This is a genomic window from Singulisphaera acidiphila DSM 18658 (genome assembly GCF_000242455.2).
GTDB classification, from domain to species: Bacteria; Planctomycetota; Planctomycetia; order Isosphaerales; family Isosphaeraceae; genus Singulisphaera; species Singulisphaera acidiphila.
In genome coordinates this window covers 7831450-7855533 of sequence record NC_019892.1, presented here as the reverse complement: position 1 = coordinate 7855533, position 24084 = coordinate 7831450, and the positions used below count along the sequence as shown (strand labels likewise).

Below are 24084 nucleotides of genomic sequence, written 5' to 3'. Positions count from 1 at the left end.
TTTCCCTGAGAATACCAGGCATTTTGCCACCGTCAAAGAAACCCAGAACCGCCCTCAATGCGCCTGTAGAACGTCAATAAACCCTGAAAACTCAGCACTCCAATGGCGGGCGAACTGAGGTTTTGGCAGAGCTTCTAAGGACAATTCACCAGAATTCAGGAAACGATGTCCATACTCATGTGACTTTGACGCAAGATGGGATCATATTTGCGAAGTACCGGGTTTTGCAAATCGAGATTGGTTTCTTGCGCCGCCCAATCAGGTTTCGGTCACCGATTCAATCCATACATTGTATGTCCAAAGAGCCTGAAAACAGCCCTTTTTTTATTTCAAGTTGCACAAATCGATATCGGCGTTTGCGGCCACTGTGGAAGGATACTTTTCTATGCAACGTACAGTAAGATCGCGTTCCTATACGAATCGATAGCTCCCTCCTTAATCGAATGCCAATACGTTACGGCAGACACCCGCATATGGGGTTGTTCGGATCTTTGAGCGAGGCCCCTCAATAGCAGGAAAGGACCTCACTCGCTGTTTCGATCAAAGACACGTCAATTGCAGGGCCAGCGCACACTAATTCGTTGATCCGACAATGACTTGCAACAGGAACTCCTCACTCCAGCCGCAACTCCGCCGCTTCATGGCGACACTCTCGCGGCCGGGATGTTGCTTCAATAGCGAGAGGCTGAGGCGATTCAGCCACGCCATGTTCTCTCGGAGGCACTTCTCGCGGATCCGCGATTCGTCCTCGCGATAGGTCACATCCAGACTCCAGTGGCAGCCGTTTTCTATGCCCCAGTGCGACCGGACGGCGCGGGCGAATCGCTGCACATCAACCGTCAGGCTGCTGATGTAGTAGCGGACCTCGTCCGTCTCCTTGCCGTCACGAACCGATTCGGAGACCGCAATGCCGATCGATTTCAGCCCGTTCCACGACCTGAGTCCCGGTAGGTCTTGGGGCACGGGCAGTTGAATGTAGGTCCGCGTCTCCCGACGGCCATGCCCCGACTCCACGGTCTGATGCCGGCCGGCATCCACGCCCGCGAAGTCGTCCTCCCACTGCTCCAGGATGTGGTTGATGACCACCTGATGCATCGTCCCCTGGTTCCCTTTCAAGGCCAGGACGTAATCCGCCTTCCCCTCGACGATTCGCTCGGCGATGGCCTTCTGCGTCCCCATCGCGTCGATCGTGATGATGGCCCCCTCGATGTCGACCTGCCTCAAGAGTTCGGGGATGGCCGTGATCTCGTTTGACTTCTCGGCGCAGGCCACCTGGCCCAGCGACAGGCCGTACTCGCTCGCCCAGACGCTCACGGAATGCAGGGCCCCCAGGCCGTTCTTGCGGTCGTGGCTCCGCCTCGCCGTCTTACCGTCCACGGCCAGGACCGGCTGCTCGATTCCGGTCTCCGCTTCCGCTGTCGCCCGCAAGGACCGCAGCCATCCGGCGAAGCATGACTGGAAGGCATCGGGCTTCAGCGCCATGAGGACACGACGGAAGACGTCCTTGCGTGGGATGCCGTTGGGCAAGTCCAGGACTCTGACGAGGAACGCCTCCTTCATGACAGCCCACCTGGCGATCGCGGTCGGGCCGGCGGCGCCGGCCAGGATAGCCATCAAGGCGATCGCAATGACGCTGGTCAGGGGATGCTGGAGATTGATCGAGGAGCGGGGGTCCTCCAACTCGTGGAAGTGGAGTACGATCTCATCCAGGTCGACGCGTCGTGGATCCGCCATCGTTCGCTCTCCATGCATAACCAGCCGGGGAGTAAGCATGGAGAATGATTTACAAAAATATCGGCCCGGGCGCAAGCCCTACAGGTCGCCAAAACTACCTATAAATGCGCGCTAGCCCTGCGTCAATTGCAGTCGCCAGAACTGTATGCCATACCGCCGTCCTGGATTGTGCCGCTGGCATGGCAGGAGTACGATATGGTCAACCAACTCCAATCACAAACGCAGGGAATTGTGCCATAGCAGGCCGTTTGTCCCTCGCTATTGCTGCATGAGGTCTTAGGACCGAAGGGATCATTTGCACAATGGCTAAACGACTGTGGATTAAACCGCACTTCGCCGCAGTTCATTCCGCTGGCTGAGCAGCCGGCGAATCCAGCGGGAGGATAACATTGAGTAAGCCCACCCGTACTTTCAGTACATGACGCCTCGCAATTGTATTTCATCGAGTCCTTGCCAAGCACTGATTGTTCTGAGTCACTCAAGACGATTGGCGTATCAATGGGGGCGGTTGTGGCTCCAACTAACGAAAGACACATCAGGGACGCCAGGATCAAATGAATCGTCACGGGCGATCGCTTGCCGGTCATATTCGCCTCCCTTGTCGCCGTATCGGTCGGTGTGGAAGTACGTCGAAAACAATTCGCCAAAATCGAGATACGTGCCTCGGTTTTATGTGGCCACGGCGATTATGCCACTCGGTAATAGTGGAAGTCAAGTAATCGATGCTTAAGATGCGGGCCATTTTTTGGGGGGAGAACGTTTAATATGTTCTAAATCCACGGCCTCTGGCCGTGCGACCCGAAGAGCTTCGAGCGATCCGGCGTGCATTCTTAGCATTCCGTAAGTCACCCTCGGGATCGGTCTGAAAGACTCCGAGTGAGGGGCTGCGGTCGACACGAGCGGGACCGTGAGCAGTGTATTGCGATTCTGACATCCACGCCCCCAACGGGGGCTACCTCACGTAGACGGCCCCCTCGGGGGGGCTTCCTAATACCACGTCCTTTGGGCGTGGTTGATTATTTCTCCGGCGCTAGGACGTGTCCCAACAGCACTGTTTCAGCTCGGTGAGCTTGATGCCGAGTTCGCAGAGCTCCTTCCGAGTCGTCTTCGTGTGGCTCTTCCGAGCCTGGGCGTTCCGACGCTTTTCCCAGGTGATCTTCCTCGCTGCCCTCGCGAGCAGTTTCTCCTTCGACCGACGCGACGACAACCCCAGCAACGCACCAGCGCCGTATGCAACTGGCAGACCGTCAGCTCCGGGTTTTTCTGACCGTCACGGATTTTGGGTGTGTTGAACGGTAACCGCCCATTGAGTCGGAGATCAGCAGATTTTGCAACCAACACTCAGAATATCGGTGTTGGTTGAGGCGTTCGGCGGGGCAACGCCATCCCTGGTTCTTTCGCGTCGTCGTTGGGTGCCAGGGCGTGAAGTTCCACAACAGGGCCCAGGCACGGCAGTGCAGTCGACACGATTTATGCGAGCCGTGCAAATGTTGGCCGTCATCGAAGTACCGGTTCATTCCTCGCCTCTGGCGGTCGAGCCTATTGCTGGTGCGGTGGCCGTCGGGGTGACGGTACGCCAGCGAATAGTTCGGACGCGTAACCGTTCACGGCCTTGCGCGATCGTCTCAGGCATGGTAGCGTCTCTTTCATGACGATGCCTCCACCACTCTCTGAGGAACTCTTCGCCTCGCTGCCTATAGCGGTTCAGAATTATTTGCGCCAACTCGAAGCGTTTGCCACGCAACTCGCGGCGCAGGTCGCTCAACTCGAAGCCAAGCTCCAGCAGAATTCGTCCAACTCCTCCCGCCCTCCATCCTCCAATGGCCCTCAGCACAAGTGGGGCGTGCCACGTCCGCCCAGCCAGCGGCGACGCGGCGGTCAGACCGGACATTCCAAACATGACCGTGTGATCTTGCCTCCCGACCAAGTCGTTGATCACAAACCGCCACACTGCGGGCGTTGTGGCACCTCGCTGGCTGGCGACGATCCCGATCCCTCCATCGATCAGGTGATCGAACTCCCCGAGAAGCTACGGTGGGTCACCCATCATTGTCGCCACACCCTCGACTGTCCACTCTGCCAGGCCCGAACGACCGCCGCCCCAGTCCCCGAGGCGGCCCACGGTTTTGGCCCCAGGATCCAAGCGGCCACGGCCTACTTCAGCGGCGTCGGCCGGCTCAGCAAGCGAACCATCGCTTTACTCTTCTCCGATCTCTACGACATTCCCATGGCCTTGGGCAGCGTCAGCAAGCTCGAAGCCAGGACCAGTCTCGCCTTGCACTCGATCCACGACGAGGCCTTGAATCACACACAAACGCGCGACGTCAATGTCGATGAGACCGGCTGGAAACAAAGCAAGAAAAAGGCCTGGCTCTGGGCCGCGGTGACCTGCCTGGTGACCGTTTTCTTGATCCGTAGGCATCGCAATCGGGGAGCCTTCGATGACCTGGTCGGCCCCACACCCGGCGTGCTGACGACCGATCGATATTCGGTCTACACTCACCTGCCCAGCGTGAAACGCCAAATTTGCTGGGCGCATCTTCGCCGCGATTTTCAGGCGATGATTGATCGTCGCGATCCAGGCTCGAGGGTCGGCGAGGAGTTGTTGCTGCACGCCGATATCTTCGCCCAGGAGTGGGGGAAAGTCCGCGCCGGGATTCGCACCCGGACCTGGTTTCGGCGGGAGATCCTCCCCTGGTTACGTGAAGAGGTCCATCTCCTGCTTGAGTCCGGATCGCAATGTGGCGGTTCGAAGACCGCCGGCGTCTGCGGCGAGCTTCTGTCGATTGAGGTGATTCTCTGGACGTTCGCGTCGAGGCCGGGCGTGGAGCCGACGAATCATGCGGCCGAGCGTGCCATCCGTCACGCCGTCTGCTGGCGGAAGACAAGCTACGGCACCGACAGCGAACGAGGCAGTCGGTTCGTAGAACGGATCTTAACCGTGGTGGCCAGTTGCCGGTCCCAGGGCCGGGACGTGTTGGAATTTCTCACGCAAGCCATCACGGCCCACCAAAATGGGTCTCAGAAACCATCGATTCTGGGTGACGGGGCGTGAACGGTTACCTAATTCGTTCCCATTGGATGGGGTAAAGGTTGTTATTGAACAGACAAGAATGACCAGCACGCAGTGGGAAATGGCGTGCCATCGAAGTTTAAGAAGCCACATTTGCTCAAGTCTTATCGTTGATAGCATGAGGTGAGTGCGGTGAAGAAACCGTTTATTTGTGAGTCTACTGGAGTGAATGCGCAATTAGTAATTGCAATAAAAAACAGCATAATAATATAAAAAGTGAGCATTGGTGAAGAAATAAAATTCATTATTAAATTAAATAGAGTGATAGTTTGCTCATGTTTTTCGGACAATAATATCGAATCGAGTGTCTAGAAGGTCGGCGGCAACGCAACGCCCGCAAGCCAGAGCCCGTACGTACCTCCCTCTCGGACAATGATCGTAAGAAACGATACGACTGCTACCAGTGCCAGCAATCATCGCATGCTCATTTCCAAGGCTCATTTAATGTGAAAGAGGATAAGGATTTGGGGAGCTTGGGTATTCCGAAAATCAATATTAATATGTTCTAAATCCACGGCCTCTGGCCGTGCGACCCGAAGAGCTTCGAGCGATCCGGCGTGCATTCTTAGCATTCCGTAAGTCACCCTCGGGATCGGTCTGAAAGACTCCGAGTGAGGGGCTGCGGTCGACACGAGCGGGACCGTGAGCAGTGTATTGCGATTCTGACATCCACGCCCCCAACGGGGGCTACCTCACGTAGACGGCCCCCTCGAGGGGGGCTTCCTAATACCACGTCCTTTGGGCGTGGTTGATTATTGAATAGATTCGCATATAATTGTCAATCGAATCATGCTGGCGAAATGGCTTTGCTTTATCGTGGAATGCTAAAGTTAAGTGTGAAAAGATGTGTTATTTTGTGCGTTCTAAATCTATGGCCTCTGGCCGTGTGGCCCGAAGAGCTTCGAGCGATCCGGCGTGCATTCGGATGGGGAAGGCATAAGCTCCTCCTTCCAGGAAGGCCCCGTGGGGCAGGAAGGAGGAGCCTATGCACGAATGGCAGAGCCTGTCCCATGTGCGGTGGGAGTGCAAGTACCACGTAGTGATGATACCGAAGTGCCGCCGGAAAGTCTTCTAAGGAAGGCTGAGGCATCAGATTGGCCCAATTCTTCGGGAGTTGTGCCGTCAACGCGGAGTCGAACTGCTGGAAGGGCAGGCGATGCCTGACCACATCCACCTGTGCTTGAGCATACCGCCCAAGTACAGCGTGGCCCACACGATCGGGTTCTTGAAGGGTAAGAGTGCCGTTCGGATCCATCGGGAATTGCTTCAGGAGCGTCGGAGGACGGGCCTGCACTTCTGGGCGTTGGACCTCCTCTGTACGTGCTGTCATGTAGGGCATCAGGGACGAGAGGGCCGAATGCTGTAGGCAATGCATGTCGTCCCTGGTGACGATGCGTCGGATCGGCAGCCGCTGCTTGCTCGAGACCCGCTCATCCTTCAACTGATAACCTTGAGCGAAGTTCGCCGGGAACAATTTGGGAATTCGCCGGAAGTAGTCATCCAGGGTGCGTCGAAACTCGGCGGGCACGCCAGCGATCTGTCGATAGGTGGTTTCCGCGATGGGCAGGCAGAGGGTAATACCCTCGCGACGCTTGTGTCGCGATCAATTCGGTCATGATCCACCTCCTTTCGGGTGTACTGTGGATCATGGCCGTTTTGCCTTGTCAGCATGGTGCTGCACCCCCAAAATCCGTGACGGCCAGCTTTTTCCAACCCCCGTACTTGGGACCGAAGGGTTGGGGTGTGGCTCGACGGTGTCGTCGACTGGGAGGATGTGGCGGAATTTTTGGAAGACTCGTATCGGCTGATCGCTCCCAAACGGCTCTGTACCCGACTCGATTCAGTGGCTCTTCCGAACGACTGACCTCGAGGACGCGACACCCGCTTTAGGGTCGCCATTGTTCGTCCAACCCGGGGAGGCCTTGTCGAGGCGGTCGCTTGTATGCCCATGGACCCGGCCCTTAAAATGACAGGAGACGACGCGCCCACGCGCTCTCTACGCGTGGGCGTTCCCATCTCCGTGAGAAAAGGGAGTGCGACCATGGCGACTGTCACAGAAGCTCGACGCGCAACGCGGCGGGCGCTTCAGACGAAGCTCTTGATTGACGGCAAGTGGCGCGACAGTCTGAGCGGCAAGACGTTCGACACGGTCAACCCGGCGACGGAAGAGGTCATCGCCCAGGTTGCCGAGGGGGATGCCGCCGATATCGACCTGGCGGTCAAAGCGGCTCGCAAAGCGTTCGACTCCGGCCCTTGGCGGAAGATGGACGCTCGCGATCGCGGCCGCTTGATGAACCGGTTCGCCGACCTGATCGAGGAGAACGTCGACGAGCTGGCCGAGCTTGAGACCTTGGATAACGGCAAGCCGATCGGCGAGAGCCGCCACGCTGACCTCCCCCTGGTGATCGACTGCTTCCGCTACTACGCCGGTTGGGCTGACAAAATCAGCGGCCAGACCGTGCCGATCCGTGGGAATTTCTTCTGCTACACCAAACGCGAGCCGATCGGGGTTGCGGGGCAGATCATTCCCTGGAATTTCCCGATGCTGATGGTCGCCTGGAAGTGGGGCCCCGCCTTGGCCGCGGGCTGTACGGTGGTGCTCAAGCCCGCCGAGCAGACCCCCTTGAGCGCCCTTCGGCTGGGTGAGCTGGCCCTCGAAGCCGGTTTCCCCGCAGGTGTGGTCAACATTGTCCCCGGCTTCGGCGAGACCGCCGGTGCGGCCCTGGTCGCGCACCCGGGCGTGGACAAGATTGCCTTCACCGGTGAGGGGCGCACGGCCCAGATCATCATGCGATCGGCGGCCGAGACACTCAAGCGGATCACGTTTGAACTCGGCGGCAAGAGCCCCAACATCGTGTTCGCCGACGCCGACCTCGACGCAGCCATTGAGGGAGCCGTACTCGGGCTCTATCTCAACCAGGGCCAGTGCTGCTGCGCGGGGAGCCGGCTGTTCGTTCAGGACTCGGTCTACGATCAATTCGTCGATCGGCTGGCGACGAAGGTCAACGATCGCAAGCTTGGTGATCCGTTCGACCCCACGACCCAGCAAGGGCCGCAAGTCGACAAGGCCCAGTTCGACAAGATCCTGTCCTACATCGCCAAGGGACGCGAACAAGGCGCGCGTTGCGTGGCCGGGGGCGAGCGGCACGGCGACAAGGGCTTTTTCATCAAGCCGACGATCTTCGCCGACGTGAAGGACGACATGGCGATCGCCTGCGACGAGATCTTCGGGCCGGTCTTGTCGGTGATCAAGTTCAAGGAAATCGACGAGGTCATCGAACGCGCCAACACCACGGACTTCGGCCTGGCCGCCGCCGTCTGGACCCGCGACATCGGCAAAGCTCATGCGGTTGCCGATCGGGTTCGTGCGGGGACCGTCTGGGTGAACTGCTACGACGTGTTCGATGCCGCTGCCCCGTTTGGCGGGTTCAAGCGGAGCGGGATCGGCCGTGAGTTGGGTGAGAAGTCGCTCGATAACTACACCGAGCTCAAGACGGTGACCGTGGCCCTGGATTGATGGAACGAAACCGGACCATCGTGGGTCGTTGATACGACCCACGATGGTCCGTGTACGGATTCTCTGGTTTCGCTCGCCTTTTGGAAAAGACTATTGAGCGAGCCAAGGGGCGATGGCACCGGCCTCGGGCAGCTTGATCAGGCTGACGCTGAGGATCGCCGGATTCTTCTTGAGCTCTTCGAGCGCCTCGGCGGGAGGAACGCTGTCGAGGTTGACGACCCCGATGGCTTCCCCGCCCGGCTGCTCTCGCCCCACGTTCATCTGGGCGATATTCACGTTGTGGCGGCCGAACGTGGTGCCGATGAAGCCGATCAAGCCTGGCACGTCTTTATGGGTGAAGACGAGCAGGTTGCCGTCCAGGTGGGCATCGAGCCGGTAAGGGCCGAGGCGGATCAAGCGGACGAATTCCTTGCCGAACAAGGTTCCGGCCGCGACATATTGCTTCTTCTCGGTGACCACCTCGGTCTGGATCAAGGTGCCGAAATCGCCCGGGTCGGTCGTCTTTTCCTCGACGATCGTGATCCCGCGCTCCTTGGCCAGGATCTCGGCGTTGACGAGGTTGACCTGATCCTCGAGCGCTGACTCCATCCAGCCGGCCGCGAAGCTCGCGGTGATCAGCCGTGTGTTCTTGCTCGCGACCTCACCGCGGTACCGGACGGTCGCGCTCTTGACGGTCCCCCGGTCCATCTGCGAGTGGAGCATGCCCAGGCGACGGCCGAGGTCGAGATAGAGACGCATCTCGTCGAGTTCGGCCCGGTCCAGGGTCGGCATGTTGACCGCGAACCGGATCTGGCCGCTCTGGAAGAAGTCGGACAGGAGGCGGGCGGCTTCAACGGCGACGGAGACCTGCGCCTCTTCGGTCGAGGCACCGAGGTGCGGGGTCACGAGAACTTGCGGGTGGGTGACGAGAGGATTGTCGGCCGGAGGGGGCTCGGGGTCGAAGGCGTCGACGGCGGCCCCGGCGATCTTGCCGGCGGTCAGCGCTTCGGCCAGTGCGGCCTCGTCGATCAAGCCGCCCCGGGCGCAGTTGATGATCCGAACGTTCGGCTTCATCTTCGCCAGCTCGTTCGGCCCGATCAGGTTGCGGGTCTCGGCCGAGAGGGGGGTGTGCACCGTGATGTAGTCGCAGCGGCCCCAGAGATCGTCGAGCGGGGAGATGCTCTCGATTCCGAGCTCGGCGGCACGCTCGGCGGAGAGGAAGGGGTCGAACCCGACCACCTTCATGTCGAAGCCTTGTGCTCGCTTGGCCACGGCCAGGCCGACCCGGCCCAGGCCGACGATCCCGAGCGTCTTACCACCGAGCTGGGTGCCGGTGAACTTGTTCCGATCCCAGCGCCCGGCCTTGAGGCTATCGTTCGCCTGGGCGACGTTTCGCGACAGGGCGAGCATCAGGGCCATCGTATGCTCGGCCGTCGAGACCGTGTTTCCGCCCGGGGTGTTCATCACCACGATCCCTTGGCGGGTCGCGGCCGGAACGTCGATGTTGTCGACGCCGACCCCGGCGCGGACGATCACCTTGAGACGGGTCTGATCCTGCAACACCTCGGCCGTCAGTTGCGTCCCCGACCGGATCACGATCCCGTCGGCTTCCTTCAGCGCTTCGCGAAGCGCTTTGGGGTCGAGCTTCGTGTTGACGACCACCTCGAGGCCAGGCTCGGCTCGGAGCAACTCCAGGCCTTCTTCCGCCAGCTTATCAGTCACCAGAACGCGATAAGACACCTTCAAACACTCCGATGGTCGGGCGTGTGAGACACGCAAACAAAGGTTGGCGTGTCACCCACGCCCCTTGGATCATTATTTGCTGACGGCGGCGGGTTTGTGCCCGAGAATCACCTGCTGCGCGGCGGTCACCGCAGCGCCTGGCGTGAGTTTGTAGCCGAGGTTGTGAAGGACCAATTCCAGGGCTGCCAGACCGGCGACGACGTCGATCTCGTCGGTGTAGCCCATGTGCCCGATCCGGATGATCTGGCCCTTGATCTTGCCCTGGCCACCGACGGTCGTCACACCGAAGCGGTCCACCAGCCCCTTGCGGATGTCGCCATCCTTGAGCCCTTCCGGAACGCGGAAGGCGGTGAGCCCTTCGGCGGGGCGGGAGCTGAACAATTCGAGGCCGAGGGCCCGAACGCCAGCCTGGCAGGCCTCGCTCATCAGTCGATGCCGGGTCCAGACATTCTCGATGCCCTCTTCCTTGATCCGTCGCAACGAGGTGCGAAGGGCAAGGATCAGAGTGTGGGCCGGGGTGTACGGCGTGTCGAACTCTTTCATCTTCTTGCGAGCCGACTTCAGGTTGAAGTAGAAGCTCTTCGAGTCGAACGCGTCGATCTTGGCCCAGGCCTTGGGGCTGACCGAGATGAAGGCGAGGCCCGGCGGCAGCATGAGGGCCTTCTGCGAGCCGGCGCAGAGCAGGTCGATGCCCCAGGCGTCTGGGCGGCACTCCATCGCGCCGACCCCTGAGATTCCGTCCACGGCGAACAAGGCCGGCGTTTGGGCCACGATCTTGCCGATCGCTTCGATCGGGTGACCGGTGCCGGTGGACGTCTCACTGAGCGTGCCCATCACGCAAGCGGTGTCCGGGTGCTGTTTGAGCGCTTCGGCGACTTGGGCAGGGTCGACAGGCTGGCCCCACTCGGTATCGAGCATGACCGCGTTGATCCCGAACGCCTTGCAGATGTCGGCCCAACGCGCTGCGAAGTGGCCGGCGTTGAGCACCAACGCTTTGCTGCCCGGCGGGACCGAGTTGACCGCGGCCGCCTCCATGGCTCCCGTACCGGAGGCCGTCAGGATCAGAACGTCGTTTTGAGTCTGAAAGACCTCTTTCAAGCCGGCCGCCACTTCCACGATCACCTGCTTGGCCTCGGCCGAGCGGTGATGGATCACGGGACGGGCCAACTCGAGCAGCACATCTTCGGGCACCGAGGACGGTCCCGGAGTCATCAATCGCGGCTTCTGCATCGCACCAGGTCCTTCGCTTCAAGCCAGACGGGAACCAAAGAGAACATAGTCTACTGTCCGAAAGCCATCCCGGGGAAGACGCTTCGCGCGTGAGTCGCACCCGGTCGCTTTGCATCGTCGCTTGTCTGAGGGTTGGAGACCGTCGGAATACTGAGCGCCTGTTATCTTGGAGGGAAGGCTCTCGCCAGCCGTCCCTTGATGGATGGTGGCGGGCTGAAGACGACTCTCCGAAGACTCCCGTACCCGAGAACTCGCCTCACATCACCTCCCGGTTGCTCTTACTCACTTCGGCCGGTCGGGCTGTGGGCTTCGGGTTGGGTTCCGTAAACCGACGTTTTCTCAAACACGGGCGAATCGATGATTTCGAGGGTGCCGTCCGGATTGAGGCGGCGGAAGAAGCAGGAGTGATAGCCTTCGTGGCAGGCTCCTCCGACCTGGCGGGCCTTGATGAGGACCACGTCGGCGTCACAATCGATCTGGACCGACTCAACGTGTTGCACGTGCCCCGAGGTCCCTCCCTTGTGCCACGCCGCGCGTCGCGACCGCGAATAGAAATGGGTCTGACCGGTCGCGAGGGTTTGCCGGAGTGCCTCGACGTTCATCCAGGCCATCATGAGGACTTCGTGGCTCTCGGCATCCTGGACGATCGCCGGGATCAGGCCGTCGGACGTCCATTTGAGAGTCGAGAGCAGATCGGTTTCGTGGGAACTCATGGCAAGAGCTGCAAGTCGTGAGGGAAAATTGAGGGCCGGTTCCGAAATACGACATTCGGGGTCCCTCATCCGTGAGCCGAGGCGTCCGGCGTCTCTTCCCGGGCTAGGTTCCGGGCGCGTTCGATGTTGAGGGGATCGCCTTCGTGACCGGCCTGCTCATGCGCTCGCTCGAGGAGCGGGCGGGCATGTTCGGCATGGCCGTTCATCAGCAGGTCTTCGACGGCGTCAAGAAGCTGCGACGTTTCGAGGCCCCCGTCACTGAGCATGGCCTGATACTGGGCGAGGGCGGCGTCGGGGTCGCCGGTGCGCGCATGGATCTCCGCCTTCCAGATTTCATAGGTCCGGCGATCGCGGCCGCCGTGAGTGGCTTGGCCGCGTTCGAGCCATTGCAGGGCGTCCCCTGGGTTGTCGACCCGGAGTGCTTCCCGGACCAGGACGGCGAACAGGTCCGGATTCACCACGCGGGACGTTTCCATGCCGGGAGCTTTGACCAGGTGCGCTGCGATCCGCGCGGTCCGGCGATCGTCGCCCAGCGCCGCGGCGGAGAGATAGGCCTCGGCCAGGCTGGGCACGGTCAGAGGGTCGAGCTCCAGGCGGTCGAGTTCGTCCTCGCTCATGCAGGCGGCGTCCTCGGAATCAACCGAAGCGGGCGTGTCGAGTTCCAGTCCGAGCCGGCGGCGAAGGCGATCGAAAGGGTAGCCTTGGTAGAGGATCGCGGTTCGAGGCCGGGCCCCGAGTTGCTCACGCATGCGGACCACCGCCGAGAGCCGAGTCCGTGCGACCGGGTCGCCTGCCTTGGCAGCTCGACTCGCCTGGAGGGGGCTCAGTTCGCCGAGACCGTGGCGGGGCAGGTGGATCCAGAGATCCTCATAAAAGTGCTCCACGGCCTCGCGTGCGAGCCGGCCCTCGGTCTCGTCATCGAGCGCCTCAGGCCGGCGAAAGGTCCAGACCGCCGCATCGGCTAGTGGGAGGGGCAGGGGAGCGGCCTCGCGGACGATCGCCCGCTCGAGGTCGCCAATCGCGTGGAGCAGTGGCTCGCGGACCTGCTCGAGAGCCAATGGATCGGGACTCGAAAGTCGGAGCGATTGCGGTGTGATGATGACCGTGGCCAAGACCCGCGGAACGTCGGAGAGCGCGAGCCATGAGGCAGGCTCGGGCATCGGCCGATCGAGCCACTCGTAAACCTGGGCGTCGGGGAACTGAGGAACGCCCGAGACGGGGTCGCGCGGGCTCGGTTTTTTCTGAAGCGTCGGACAGGCATTGATGAGGCGGGGCGTATCTGCGTCTGACCAGGGGACGACCCAGGCGAAGCGAAGGTCGTCGGCCAAAGTCTCGGCGCCCGCTCCTTGTCGGAGAACCTCGGCGAGCGTCCAGGCGGAGACCGCTTTCTCGGGATCGTCGGCCGTTCGGAGTTGCACCACGCGGTCGAGGCAAGAGATCGCCTCTCCGTTGCGGCCGATCCAGGCCAGGCAGAGAGCGCGGTTGAACCAGGCTGCCACATCGGTCGGGTCGTCGATGGAGAGCGAGGCGAAGAGGTCGGCGGCCTTGGCCAGATCCTCGAGGTCTCCTCCCCGGATCAAGGCATCCCACCGCAAGCGTTTCTCGGGATCGTCGGGGGCCTGGAACCGATGTTCGACGCGAGCAGCCACCGGTAGGTCGGACGCCGATTCCAGGCGTGCCAGGGCTTCCAGTGCCTGAGGAAACTCGGGAACGAACCGGAGCGCACGCTGCCAGGCCGCCCAGGCCGCCAGAGGTCGCTGGAGTTGGAGATGGTTCCAGCCTTCGTGAACCAAGGTGAGCGCCCGGTTCGTGTCAGTCGAGGTCGGGGCTTGATCTTGGCCAGACGTTTCAGACACTTCGGTCGGTTCCCTTTTGAGGATGATCGGACCTTCAAACGGCAGCATAAAGCTTGCGCATCCACGGGCCAAACGCGCCCGACTTATGACAGTCGCCCCGCCCCGACCCAAACGGGCCGAGGACGGGGACGTGTTGCGACGAAGAGTATCCTATTCAGGACGACGGATCCGGCAAGAGTTAGCGGCCGGGGATGATCAGCTTGGGCTTGTCGCCTCCCTCAGCCGCGCTCGCGGATCCCGATCCGGGCGTCCAGAGTCCGCCGCCGCCTCCCGTGGCTTTGTCGGGGGTCCAGATCTCTCCCTTGGTTGCCGAGACTCCCAGTCGGCCCGAGGCCGTGGTGACCCTCGGTCCGTACTCGGCCATGAGCATCTGGAGCGGACGCGAGTCGAGAAGGAAGTCGCCCTGCTTGTCGGGGTTGGGCGTGAGCCGGACGAGTCCCATCTCAAGCAGGTTGAGCATAACGGCTTGGGTGGATTCGGGATTGCCGGCATAACGCTCGAGGACCACCGCCAGGTCGGGCACCCAGGCTTCGGGAGATTTTTCCCGGGCCTTGATCCGGACCTCGACCATGTCCCACATCGGTGCGTAAGCGGCCCGCTTCGCGGCGGGATCGGCCTGGCGCCCCTTGCGGACCCACTCGAAGGCTTCGTCCGGCTTGCCGTTGCCGGCGACGAGCAAGGCAAGGTCGGAGAAGAGGGAGAAGGACTCGACCTTGGCTTTTTCCCAAAGGTCGGGGCGCTCGACCAGGACGCGAGCGGTCTTCTCGACAACCGCATCGAGGGCAAATTGTCTGGCCCGCCAGTAGAGCGCCGTCAACCGATCGTCGTCGAGCCGCTCGGCAGGGATCAGGTTGAGTCGCGACAGGTGGACGGTCTCGATCTCGACCGTCTCCGGATCGATCTCCGGCTCGGGTTGAATGCCGAGACTCGAGCGGAGGGCGGCGAAGTCGACGGAGTCTCGCCAGTGGGTTCGAATGGACTCCAGTTGGAACAGTGCGGCGCGAAGCGGGACGACCGCGTCGCCTGCCTTCGCGGCCTCCTGAGGGGTTCGGCCACCCAGGTAGGCCATCGGCGTTTTGGGCCAGACCTCGCGGATCAAGGCCGCACCCTGCTCCTGTTCGAGCCGGGCTCGCTCATCGCTATCGATGTCGTCGGGGAGACGCCACTCCCACGAGAGCGCCAGGCCGGCTTTCCCAACCTTGTTGATCACCTTCGTTTTGGGATGCGCGGGGCGAATGCCCCCTTCCGCCAGTGTGGTGAATCGTTCGACAAGGCCGTCGAGTCGGCCGTCGTCGTACGTTTCGATCCCGGCGATTTCCTGGCCAACGAAGATGCGGCCGACGAAGAGGGGGACGTCCCCAGGCTTCAGGCCGTTCTTGGTCTGGAGCTTGGGACGATCGAGGAAGCCGAAATTCACGACCACGGGTGATTCAGGGGCCTCGGGATCGATCGGCCCCGTGTCGCCTTCGTCGATGGAGGGATCGTTGCGGAGCGCCTTGAGCAACCGGTCTTGGTCGCTGACCGGCCAGATCAACTGGACTTGCTCCACCTGATCGTCGGTTTCGATCGTGTCGAGCTGCTGGCAGAGGGCTTCGAGATCGACCGCCTCGTCCGTGTTGCCCATCCGTACGATCGCGCGGCGCAGGCCTTCGACGGCCCCATCATCGTCGGCGATCCAGAGGCGGCACAACCCGGCGTTCCGGTCGGCTTCGAGACTGGCCCCCTTCTCTTCCGAGAGGACTTCAAAGGCCGAGGCGGCTGCAGACCAGAGTCCCCCGTCGGCCCAGTCCAACGCCTCGTTGAACCGTTCCAGGGTTGATTCGGACAGGCTCTCTGGGGCCGGAGCCAGCTCATCCGAATTCTTGAGCCAGGGCGAGATCGAGACGTCGCGTTGGATCGCCCCGATGTTTTGAGCGATCTCCTCCGCCGGTGATCCGAGGACGATCGCCAGGCTGAAATGCCTGATCGCCGCCGGATACTGGGTGAACCGGACCAGGGAGGAGGCGACGAAACTCACCAAGGGAGCCAGCGCCGGGATCTCGGTGGCCGGGAACGCCGAGAGGATTTGCTGGAGCTGAAGACAGCCCTCGGAAGGTCCTTCGGTCGCGATTACCAGGCGGGAGAGAAGCGTCATCGCTCCGAAATGCTTCGGGTTCTTTCTGAGAACAAGTCGGAGCGACGCCTTGGCCGAGTCGGATTGTCCGAGGCGAACCTGATAGAGGGCTTTACGGGTTAAGAGCCACGCGTTATCGGGTTCCTTCCGGAGCCCCTCGTCCAGAACCTGGACCGCGGCCTCAACCTGCCCACTTTCGAAGAGACGCTGGGCCCGTTCGGCCTGGTTCTCCACCTTGTGGCAGCACCACTTGAATTTTTGGCCGCTTCCGCACGGACAAGGAGCATACGGTTCAACCACCGCCATCGCTTGCGTCCCTCGAGAATGAAGTCGCCTTGCTCAACCGATCACAGTAGCAGAGTCGCGATTCGTTCGTCTATCCTGCCCGCAGCCAGCAGGTCGTGATGACTATGAACGGTCGTCGACCTTGGTTGGTGGTGTGGAGACCACGGAACGAGGTCGCTCCAACCCGGTGATTCCCACCACTTCTTCTATTGCAATGGACTGGTGTTCGAGGGGTCGTCAGTCGGCCCATCGTTGCCTTCGATCACCTGGCCCACTTCGACAACATCATCAAGCGGATCGGTTCCCAATTTTTTTGGAGAAGGCTGATAGAGCAGGCAGGCGGCGATGATGGTGAGCATTCCTCCCCAAAAGAGCCATTCCGGCATTTCCTTACTCAGTGTCCCGGCGGTATGGAGGCCGCTAACGACGAGTTTCAGCCCGATCCAGGCCACGAGGTAGTAGGCACCGCTCGCCAATCCCTTGAACTTGTCCAAGAGAATGATGAAATAGCCGGCAACGTAGCGCATCGTGATGATGCCGAGGATCCCGCCCGTGTAGACGATGGTTAACTGGAGCCACGACGGATAGTGCTTGGGAGCCATGGCGACCGCTGCGACGATCGAGTCAATCGAGAACGCGATATCGGCAAATTCGACCGCGACCACGGTCGCCCAGAATCCCTTCCCGAACCGGGACGTTTTCACCAGGTGGGGATCATCTTCACTCGTCGTGAAATGCGAGATCGCCAGGTAAAGTAGATAAAGGCCGCCGGCCACCTTGAAGTGCCAGAACCTGAGCAGCGCTGCTGAGAGGAGAACCGCGATCAGGCGGAACACGAACGCTCCGAAAATCCCGTAGCGAAGCGCACGCTTCTGCTCGTGCTTGGGCAGATGGCGAACCATGACCGCCAAGACCAATGCATTATCCGCGCTCAACAAGCCTTCGAGGAAGACGAGTGCGACAATCGTTCCCGCAATTTGAGGCAGGTTCTCCAAGACGAATTCCATCCGCGAGCCTCCAGGAAACGGCGGGGTGAGCGGGGCACCTTCCGACCGCGCCAATCGACAGGTGGGCGTCGCATGGTAGGGGCGACGAGACAAGAGGTCGTGGGCAGGTCGCTCAAAACGACTAATCTATCACATCTTACGAGAGGGGGCGACCCTCCACCCCGAACCGGCTTGAAGTGATTCGGGTGCGCTCGTGTTAAGATTCAGAAGATTTTCTGGGGCCGTCGGGGAATGCCCTTAACAAGGAACAAGCCGGATGAATCGGCAAGCCTGGCTTCTCACCGCGATTGCCTTGACGCTCACACTGGCCCGCTGGACACCGGAAACGTCGGCCCAGAGACCCAAATCGAAGGCGCGTGACGCTGAGCTCAAGATCCTTCCCGCCGACGCGCCCGGTTCGAAGACATCGTCACAGTTCCTTCAGAAGCCGGGAGACGATCGATACGACCCCAACGCGAACGACTGGCGTGAAGTTCCCCCTTGGAAGCAGACCTCTTTTTTCGGGATTCGTGCCAAGGGGCAGTTGTTCATCTACGTCGTCGACTGCTCAGGGAGCATGATCGACGAAGATCGCCTCATCCGCGCCAAACGCGAGTTGCGGCGGAGCGTGTTGGCCTTACAACATCCTCAGCGGTTCAAGGTCGTCTTCTACAACGATCAGGTCGTGCCGATGCCGGGCGACTTGCCTCGCTCGGCCGACCTCACGTCCAAGAGCCAGATGGTTCAGTGGCTCCGGCTGATCGAACCGGACGGCGAGACCGACCCTCGTGGTGCAATGAGCCTGGCCCTCTCCCTGCGGCCCGACGCTGTCTTTCTGCTCTCCGACGGCGAGTTTCCCGAGGGAACCGTCGAGGCCATAGCCCGTAAGAACGGGCGGAAGATCCCGATCCACTGCATCGATCTGAGCAACGATAGCGGGGGCGAACAGCTTCAACGGATCGCCCGCGACAGTGGTGGCCAGTACCGCTGGCGGCCGCAGGTTGATGGGCCTTAACGAGGATGTCGATCTCGAGCCTGACGAATACCCCCAGCTCGCTCGCCTAATATCCTAAGAGAGTGGCGAGCGGGGAGCGTCAGTTCCCTGACTTCAGGTATCTGGAGTGAGATGAGGATGTCGCATGGATTCCCCTTTGTCCGTGGTTATGCCCTCTTCGACTCGAGAAATTTTTCGGCGATAACATCCTTATCACACAGGCTTTAAGTAAGTTTCGTGAACGAACCGCGAGCAAATGATTGACTTCGGTTCGGATCCGGGTATTATCTCCCCTGTCGCCTGTGTCACCACGGGTGACAACGAAACGGCCGGCTGACTTGGGACGGGCAACCGATCACCGAAACAGCGGGCCGTGATGTTGTCGGTAGAGTCGGCCGGCGTGACACGCCCCCAGGGCAAGTCACTCCGGCCAATCGCTTCGATAGCACGCTCGTTCTTTGACAATCCGGTCGATCGTGGTTCTTGTGGTTGAAGAGAACCTTTGAGGGAAGCCGGCGTGGAGCCGTTTGAGTCGTCTCGACCCCGTTTGGTTGGAGGTCGAATCGCGACGGAGACGGATCCAACAGCCAACAGCACGAGGGAGCAGGGGCGTGCCCCGGTGAACTCGAGCTGCGACCAGTTAGCAAATTCCTCAACCCTTTTGAAGGTGAGGACCGGCTCTCATTGCTCTTCGGAGCAGGGGAGACGACCAATCTCGAAGGGTTTGATCCTGGCTCAGAATGAACGTTGGCGGCGTGGATTAGGCATGCAAGTCGAACGGGCCGCAAGGCCAGTGGCGCAAGGGTGAGTAAGGCGACGGTAACCAACCCCAGGATTGGGTATAGCCGCGGGAAACCGCGGGTAATCCCCAGCGACGCAACGACACCGGCATCGGTGTTTTGCCAAAGCTTCGGCGTCGTGGGACGGGCTGTCGTGGTATTAGCTTGTTGGCGGGGTAATGGCCCACCAAGGCTGTGATGCCTACCGGGCGTGCGAGCGTGGCCCGGCACACTGGGACTGAGACACTGCCCAGACTCCTACGGGAGGCTGCAGTCGAGAATCTTCGGCAATGGGCGCAAGCCTGACCGAGCGACGCCGCGTGGAGGATGAAGGCCTTCGGGTTGTAAACTCCTGTCGAGGGGGAAAAAGGGCTGAAAAGCCTTGATTGATCCCTGGAGGAAGCACGGGCTAAGTTCGTGCCAGCAGCCGCGGTAAGACGAACCGTGCGAACGTTATTCGGAATCATTGGGCTTAAAGCGCGTGTAGGCGGATTCGTGCGTCTGTCGCTGAAATCCCCCGGCTCAACCGGGGAACGGGCGTGGATACGACGAGTCTGGAGGGGCATAGGGGGACCTGGAACTTCCGGTGGAGCGGTGAAATGCGTTGAGATCGGAAGGAACGCCCGTGGCGAAAGCGAGGTCCTGGATGCCTACTGACGCTGAGACGCGAAAGCCAGGGGAGCGAACGGGATTAGATACCCCGGTAGTCCTGGCCGTAAACGATGGGTACTGGATAGGGGGCTCGCCGATGGGCTCCCTGTCGTAGGGAAACCGTGAAGTACCCCGCCTGGGGAGTATGGTCGCAAGGCTGAAACTCAAAGGAATTGACGGGGGCTCACACAAGCGGTGGAGTATGTGGCTTAATTCGAGGCTACGCGCAAAACCTTATCCCAGGCTTGACATGCACGGATTAGCCGGCGGAAACGTCGGTGAGGCCGCAAGGAACAACGTGCACAGGTGCTGCATGGCTGTCGTCAGCTCGTGCCGTGAGGTGTTGGGTTAAGTCCCCTAACGAGCGAAACCCCTGTGTCTAGTTGCCAGCGGGTCGTGCCGGGAACTCTAGACAGACCGCCGGCGTTAAGCCGGAGGAAGGCGGGGATGACGTCAAGTCCTCATGGCCCTTATGCTTGGGGCTGCACACGTACTACAATGGGGCGGACAGAGCGTTGCTAGGCTGCAAAGTCATGCTAATCGCAAAAACCGTTCCTCAGTTCGGATTGCGGGCTGCAACCCGCCCGCATGAAGCTGGAATCGCTAGTAATCGCGGATCAGCATGCCGCGGTGAATGTGTTCCTGAGCCTTGTACACACCGCCCGTCAAGCCACCAAAGCGGGGGGCATCCGAAGTCGCCGGAGCCGCAAGGCAGGCGCCGAAGATGAAACCCGTGATGGGGACTAAGTCGTAACAAGGTAACCGTAGGGGAACCTGCGGTTGGATCACCTCCTTTCTAAGGATTTTTCTTAGAAAATCTCGGCTCTGAGAATCGAGGGACGTGGCTTCGGTCACGGTCGCGATTCGAGAAGGGCCGCATCGGCACCGTCTCCTTGATCAGATGGTTTTTACGCCGGCTTCCCACGAAGGTTTTCTCACCACGAACACGATCGACCCAATGAGGGGACCCCTCACCCGAGGGGTCCTTTCTGTTTCTCTCATTGCTTTGCACTGCTGGGTGCTGGGTGCGGGGTGCGACCGTACGCGGTCCCACCCCCTGGCCAGCGGCCAGTGCGGATTCCGAGCATAGCTCTTCAAGGCTTCGGCCTTGCGGGGTTGTGATGGGAATTCGGTTGCTCTTTCACAATCCGGTGGTTAGGTCACGCAAGTGAGAACCGCAAACAAGTGGTCGTGGCAGACCAAGTAGAAGAATCTCTCCACAATACAGTGGAACCCTTACGGATGCGTGAGTGTCGATCGCTGCGACAGCGACCGACCTCACAATGGGGATCGTTACCCAAGTGAGAGTGAACCTGCGTCGCGAGACGCTGGGCACTCGATCGAAGACAGATCGGGGACTGACCCCTCGCAGATTCGGCTGTCGAGCTTCCTTCGGGAAACCGCGGCGTCCGGATCGGCGTGGTCAAGCTCCTAAGGGCACGGGGGGGATGCCTAGGCGTCATCAGAGAGACAGGCGTGGAAGGCTGCGATATGTCCGGGGGAGTTGCCCAACGAACGTCGATCCCGGAATGCCTGTAGAGACCCGGGGAACTGAAACATCTCAGTACCCGGAGGAAAGGAAATCAACCGAGACTCCCTCAGTAGCGGCGAGCGAACGGGGATCAGCCTAAACCGAGTGGGACACCACTCGGGGTCGTGGGGCCGATAACATGGGATGAGTGAGCGTCAGCCGAAGCCTCCTGGAACGGAGCGCCAGAGCGGGTGATAGCCCCGTAGGCGACGATGCAAACTCCCCTCTTCGGTACCCGAGTAGGGTCGGGCACGTGAAACCCGGCCTGAATCGGCGGGGACCATCCCGCAAGGCTAAGCACTCGATGACGACCGATAGCGAACCCAGTAGGGCGACCGAACGGTGGGAAGAACCCCGATGAGGGGAGGAGACTGAACCTGAAACCCCGTGCCTACAAGCGGTGGGAGCGCGATGCCTTCGGGCCGCGTGACCGCGTGCCTTTTGCATAATGATCCGGCGAGTTACTGTATCCGGCCCCAGGTTAACCCCTTCAGGGGGGGAGCCGTAGCGAAAGCGAGTCTTCATCGGGCGCCATAGTCGGGTGCAGTAGACGCGAAACCAGGTGAACTACCCATGGGCAGGTTGAAGCGACCCTAACCGGTCGTGGAGGACCGAACCCACCAGTGTTGAAAAACTGGGGGAGGACCCGTGGGGAGGAGTGAAAGTCTTATCAAACCTGGAGATAGCTCGTTCTCTCCGAAATGGCTTTAGGGCCAGCCTCGGGACATATCGTGCGGGGGTAGAGCGACGGAATTCGGTAGGGGGGCTTCCCGCCTACCCTCCGAAACCCAACTCCGAATACCGCACGACGGACCCCGGGAGTCAGAACGTGGGGGATAAGCTTCACGTTCAAAAGGGAAACAACCCAGACCGCCGACCAAGGCCCCCAAATCGACGCTCAGTGGCAAAGGAAGTGGGATCGCGGTGACAGCCGGGATGTTGGCTTAGAAGCAGCCATCATTTCAAAAGTGCGTAACAGCTTACCGGTCGAGCCATCCCGCGCCGAAAATGACGGGGACTAAGCGTCGTGCCGCAGTCGCGGATCAGCAATGATGGTAGGAGAGCGTCGCCCACCGCAACGAAGCTGGATGGAAACGACCAGTGGAGCGTGGGCGAGTGCGAATGCCGGAACGAGTAACGACAAGACAGGTGGGAAGCCTGTCCGCCGAAAGCACAAGGTTTCCTGGGGAAGGTCAATCCGCCCAGGGTCAGTCGGGACCTAAGGCGAGGCCCAAGGGCGTAGCCGATGGACAGACGGTTAATATTCCGCCACCCGATGGTAAGGTTGAACGACGGAGGACGCCGGTTCCAGTCAGGTCGGGGTGTTAGATGACCCCGTGCCGCAAGGCCGACAGCATTCGATCTGGAAGCCTGATGACGAGCCGGCCACGAAAAGCCCCGTCGGGACGAACCATCTGGCCCGTACCGCAATCCGACACAGGTGTGCTAGGCGAGTATCCGAAGGCGTTCGGGAGAACCCTCGTGAAGGAACTCGGCAAAATGACCCCGTACCTTCGGTACAAGGGGTGCTCTCCGTAAGGAGAGCCGCAGAGAATCGGCTCTAGCGACTGTTTATCAAAAACACAGGACTCTGCCAACTCGCAAGAGGACGTATAGAGTCTGACGCCTGCTCGGTGTCGGTAGGTTAAGGGAGCCGATGAGGCGCAAGCTGAAGTTGGCGACCGAAGCCCCGATAAACGGCGGCCGTAACTATGACGGTCCTAAGGTAGCGAAGTTCCTTGTCGGGTAAGTTCCGACCTGCATGAATGGCGTAACGACTGGAGCACTGTCTCCACGAGGGACCCGGTGAAACTGTAGCCGTGGTGAAGATGCCACGTACCCGCGGTCAGACGGAAAGACCCCGTGAACCTTTACTGCAGGTTGGCACTGGGTCAGCGTCCTTTCTGTGTAGGATAGGTGGGAGGCCGTGATCCGGCGGCGCCAGCCGTCGGGGAGCCACTGGTGAAATACCACCCTGAAATGACTCTGATCCTCACCGGTCCGTAGCCCGGACCGGGACCGTGCTCATCGGGCAGTTTGACTGGGGCGGTCTCCTCCCAAAGAGTAACGGAGGAGTGCAATGGTACCCTCGGCCAGGTCGGCAATCTGGCAACAAGAGCGCAAACGTAGAAGGGTGCCTGACTGCGAGACCCATCAGTCGAGCAGGGACGAAAGTCGGCGTTAGTGATCCGGCGGTGCTGGATGGAAAGGCCGTCGCTCAACAGATAAAAGGTACTCCGGGGATAACAGGCTGATCTCCCCCGAGCGTCCATAGCGGCGGGGAGGTTTGGCACCTCGATGTCGGCTCATCGCATCCTGGGGCTGGAGAAGGTCCCAAGGGTTTGGCTGTTCGCCAATGAAAGCGGTACGCGAGCTGGGTTCAGACCGTCGTGAGACAGGTCGGTCCCTATCTGCCGTGGGCGTAGGAAACTTGCGAAGGGTCTCCCCTAGTACGAGAGGATTGGGGAGGACCGACCTCTGGTGTACCGGCTGTCCTGCTCAGGGCACCGCCGGGTAGCTAGGTCGGGAAAGGATAAGCGCTGAAGGCATCTAAGCGCGAAGCCCTCTTCAAGACGAGGTTTCCAGCACGCAAGTGCGAAGGCTCCTGGAAGACGACCAGGTCGATAGGCCGGGAGTGCACGGCGAGTGATCGCCGCAGCCGACCGGTCCTAACAGCCGATCGCTTGACCACCCCGATCCGTCCGCCGGTTCCCATCAGGGACGCGATGGACAGGAATCAGGGTTGCATCATTCACCGATCGTATTCGATCGATCACACGGCGACGTATTCCCATCCAATAACGGGGACCACGCGTCGTGAAGAGACTCGAAGCCGGTTGGTCATGCCCATGAAATCGCGGTTTGAGCTTGCGTGACGACCACTGTGAGAGTAAGCACAC

Annotated in this window: 11 protein-coding genes and 2 rRNA genes; 6 read left to right on the top strand and 7 right to left on the bottom strand. The window is 60.7% G+C overall.

Annotated elements, in window-relative coordinates; all coding sequences use genetic code 11:
- Positions 1-573 precede the first annotated feature (573 nt).
- The gene (locus SINAC_RS30635; protein WP_015249431.1) at positions 574-1734 is read right to left on the bottom strand and encodes an ISAs1 family transposase; all 1161 of its coding nucleotides are present in this window, start codon (positions 1732-1734) and stop codon (positions 574-576) included.
- Positions 1735-3382: 1648 nt separating this feature from the next.
- Here SINAC_RS30635 and tnpC point away from each other — a divergent pair.
- From tnpC to SINAC_RS30605, 3 genes are all read left to right on the top strand, one after another.
- Positions 3383-4789: an IS66 family transposase gene (tnpC, locus tag SINAC_RS30625; RefSeq protein WP_015249428.1), complete on the top strand. Its 1407-nt coding sequence runs from the start codon at positions 3383-3385 to the stop codon at positions 4787-4789.
- A 1132-nt stretch (positions 4790-5921) separates the two neighbouring features.
- The gene (locus SINAC_RS38275) at positions 5922-6173 is read left to right on the top strand and encodes a transposase (protein ID WP_157579472.1); all 252 of its coding nucleotides are present in this window, start codon (positions 5922-5924) and stop codon (positions 6171-6173) included.
- Positions 6174-6848: 675 nt separating this feature from the next.
- On the top strand, positions 6849-8324 hold the full coding sequence (locus SINAC_RS30605; RefSeq protein WP_015249427.1) for an aldehyde dehydrogenase family protein: 1476 nt from the start codon (positions 6849-6851) through the stop codon (positions 8322-8324).
- Positions 8325-8414: 90 nt separating this feature from the next.
- Here SINAC_RS30605 and serA read toward each other — a convergent pair whose 3' ends face one another.
- From serA to SINAC_RS30575, 6 genes are all read right to left on the bottom strand, one after another.
- Positions 8415-10043, bottom strand: a complete 1629-nt coding sequence (gene serA, locus SINAC_RS30600) for a phosphoglycerate dehydrogenase (protein ID WP_015249426.1) — start codon at positions 10041-10043, stop codon at positions 8415-8417.
- Between the two features lie 75 nt (positions 10044-10118).
- Positions 10119-11276, bottom strand: a complete 1158-nt coding sequence (locus SINAC_RS30595; protein ID WP_015249425.1) for a pyridoxal-phosphate-dependent aminotransferase family protein — start codon at positions 11274-11276, stop codon at positions 10119-10121.
- Positions 11277-11554: 278 nt separating this feature from the next.
- Positions 11555-11989: a phosphoribosyl-AMP cyclohydrolase gene (gene hisI, locus SINAC_RS30590; protein ID WP_020467027.1), complete on the bottom strand. Its 435-nt coding sequence runs from the start codon at positions 11987-11989 to the stop codon at positions 11555-11557.
- Positions 11990-12054: 65 nt separating this feature from the next.
- Positions 12055-13845: a hypothetical protein gene (locus SINAC_RS30585; RefSeq protein ID WP_237722800.1), complete on the bottom strand. Its 1791-nt coding sequence runs from the start codon at positions 13843-13845 to the stop codon at positions 12055-12057.
- Positions 13846-14023: 178 nt separating this feature from the next.
- Positions 14024-16264 (bottom strand): SEC-C domain-containing protein, encoded by a 2241-nt coding sequence (locus SINAC_RS30580; protein WP_015249422.1) that lies wholly within the window; start codon positions 16262-16264, stop codon positions 14024-14026.
- A gap of 185 nt (positions 16265-16449) precedes the next feature.
- Positions 16450-17250: a TerC family protein gene (locus tag SINAC_RS30575; RefSeq protein WP_015249421.1), complete on the bottom strand. Its 801-nt coding sequence runs from the start codon at positions 17248-17250 to the stop codon at positions 16450-16452.
- 256 nt (positions 17251-17506) lie between these two features.
- Between SINAC_RS30575 and SINAC_RS30570 the strand changes: the two genes are divergently transcribed.
- The 3 genes from SINAC_RS30570 to SINAC_RS30560 all read left to right on the top strand — a co-directional run bounded on the left by SINAC_RS30570 (position 17507) and on the right by SINAC_RS30560 (position 23876).
- Positions 17507-18244, top strand: coding sequence for a vWA domain-containing protein (locus SINAC_RS30570; protein ID WP_015249420.1), 738 nt, complete (start codon positions 17507-17509; stop codon positions 18242-18244).
- A 691-nt stretch (positions 18245-18935) separates the two neighbouring features.
- Positions 18936-20449 (top strand): 16S ribosomal RNA (locus SINAC_RS30565).
- A gap of 625 nt (positions 20450-21074) precedes the next feature.
- A 23S ribosomal RNA gene (locus SINAC_RS30560) occupies positions 21075-23876 on the top strand.
- Together the 16S and 23S rRNA genes form the textbook arrangement of a ribosomal RNA operon.
- Positions 23877-24084 lie beyond the last annotated feature (208 nt).

Excerpts from the sequence above, each read along its gene's own strand:
- SINAC_RS30635 (WP_015249431.1), bottom strand. The coding sequence starts at position 1,734 with ATGGCGGATCCACGACGCGTCGACCTGGATGAGATCGTACTCCACTTC.
- tnpC (WP_015249428.1), top strand. The coding sequence starts at position 3,383 with ATGACGATGCCTCCACCACTCTCTGAGGAACTCTTCGCCTCGCTGCCT.
- SINAC_RS30605 (WP_015249427.1), top strand. The coding sequence starts at position 6,849 with ATGGCGACTGTCACAGAAGCTCGACGCGCAACGCGGCGGGCGCTTCAG.
- SINAC_RS30595 (WP_015249425.1), bottom strand. The coding sequence starts at position 11,276 with ATGCAGAAGCCGCGATTGATGACTCCGGGACCGTCCTCGGTGCCCGAA.
- hisI (WP_020467027.1), bottom strand. The coding sequence starts at position 11,989 with ATGAGTTCCCACGAAACCGATCTGCTCTCGACTCTCAAATGGACGTCC.
- SINAC_RS30580 (WP_015249422.1), bottom strand. The coding sequence starts at position 16,264 with ATGGCGGTGGTTGAACCGTATGCTCCTTGTCCGTGCGGAAGCGGCCAA.
- SINAC_RS30575 (WP_015249421.1), bottom strand. The coding sequence starts at position 17,250 with ATGGAATTCGTCTTGGAGAACCTGCCTCAAATTGCGGGAACGATTGTC.
- SINAC_RS30570 (WP_015249420.1), top strand. The coding sequence starts at position 17,507 with ATGAATCGGCAAGCCTGGCTTCTCACCGCGATTGCCTTGACGCTCACA.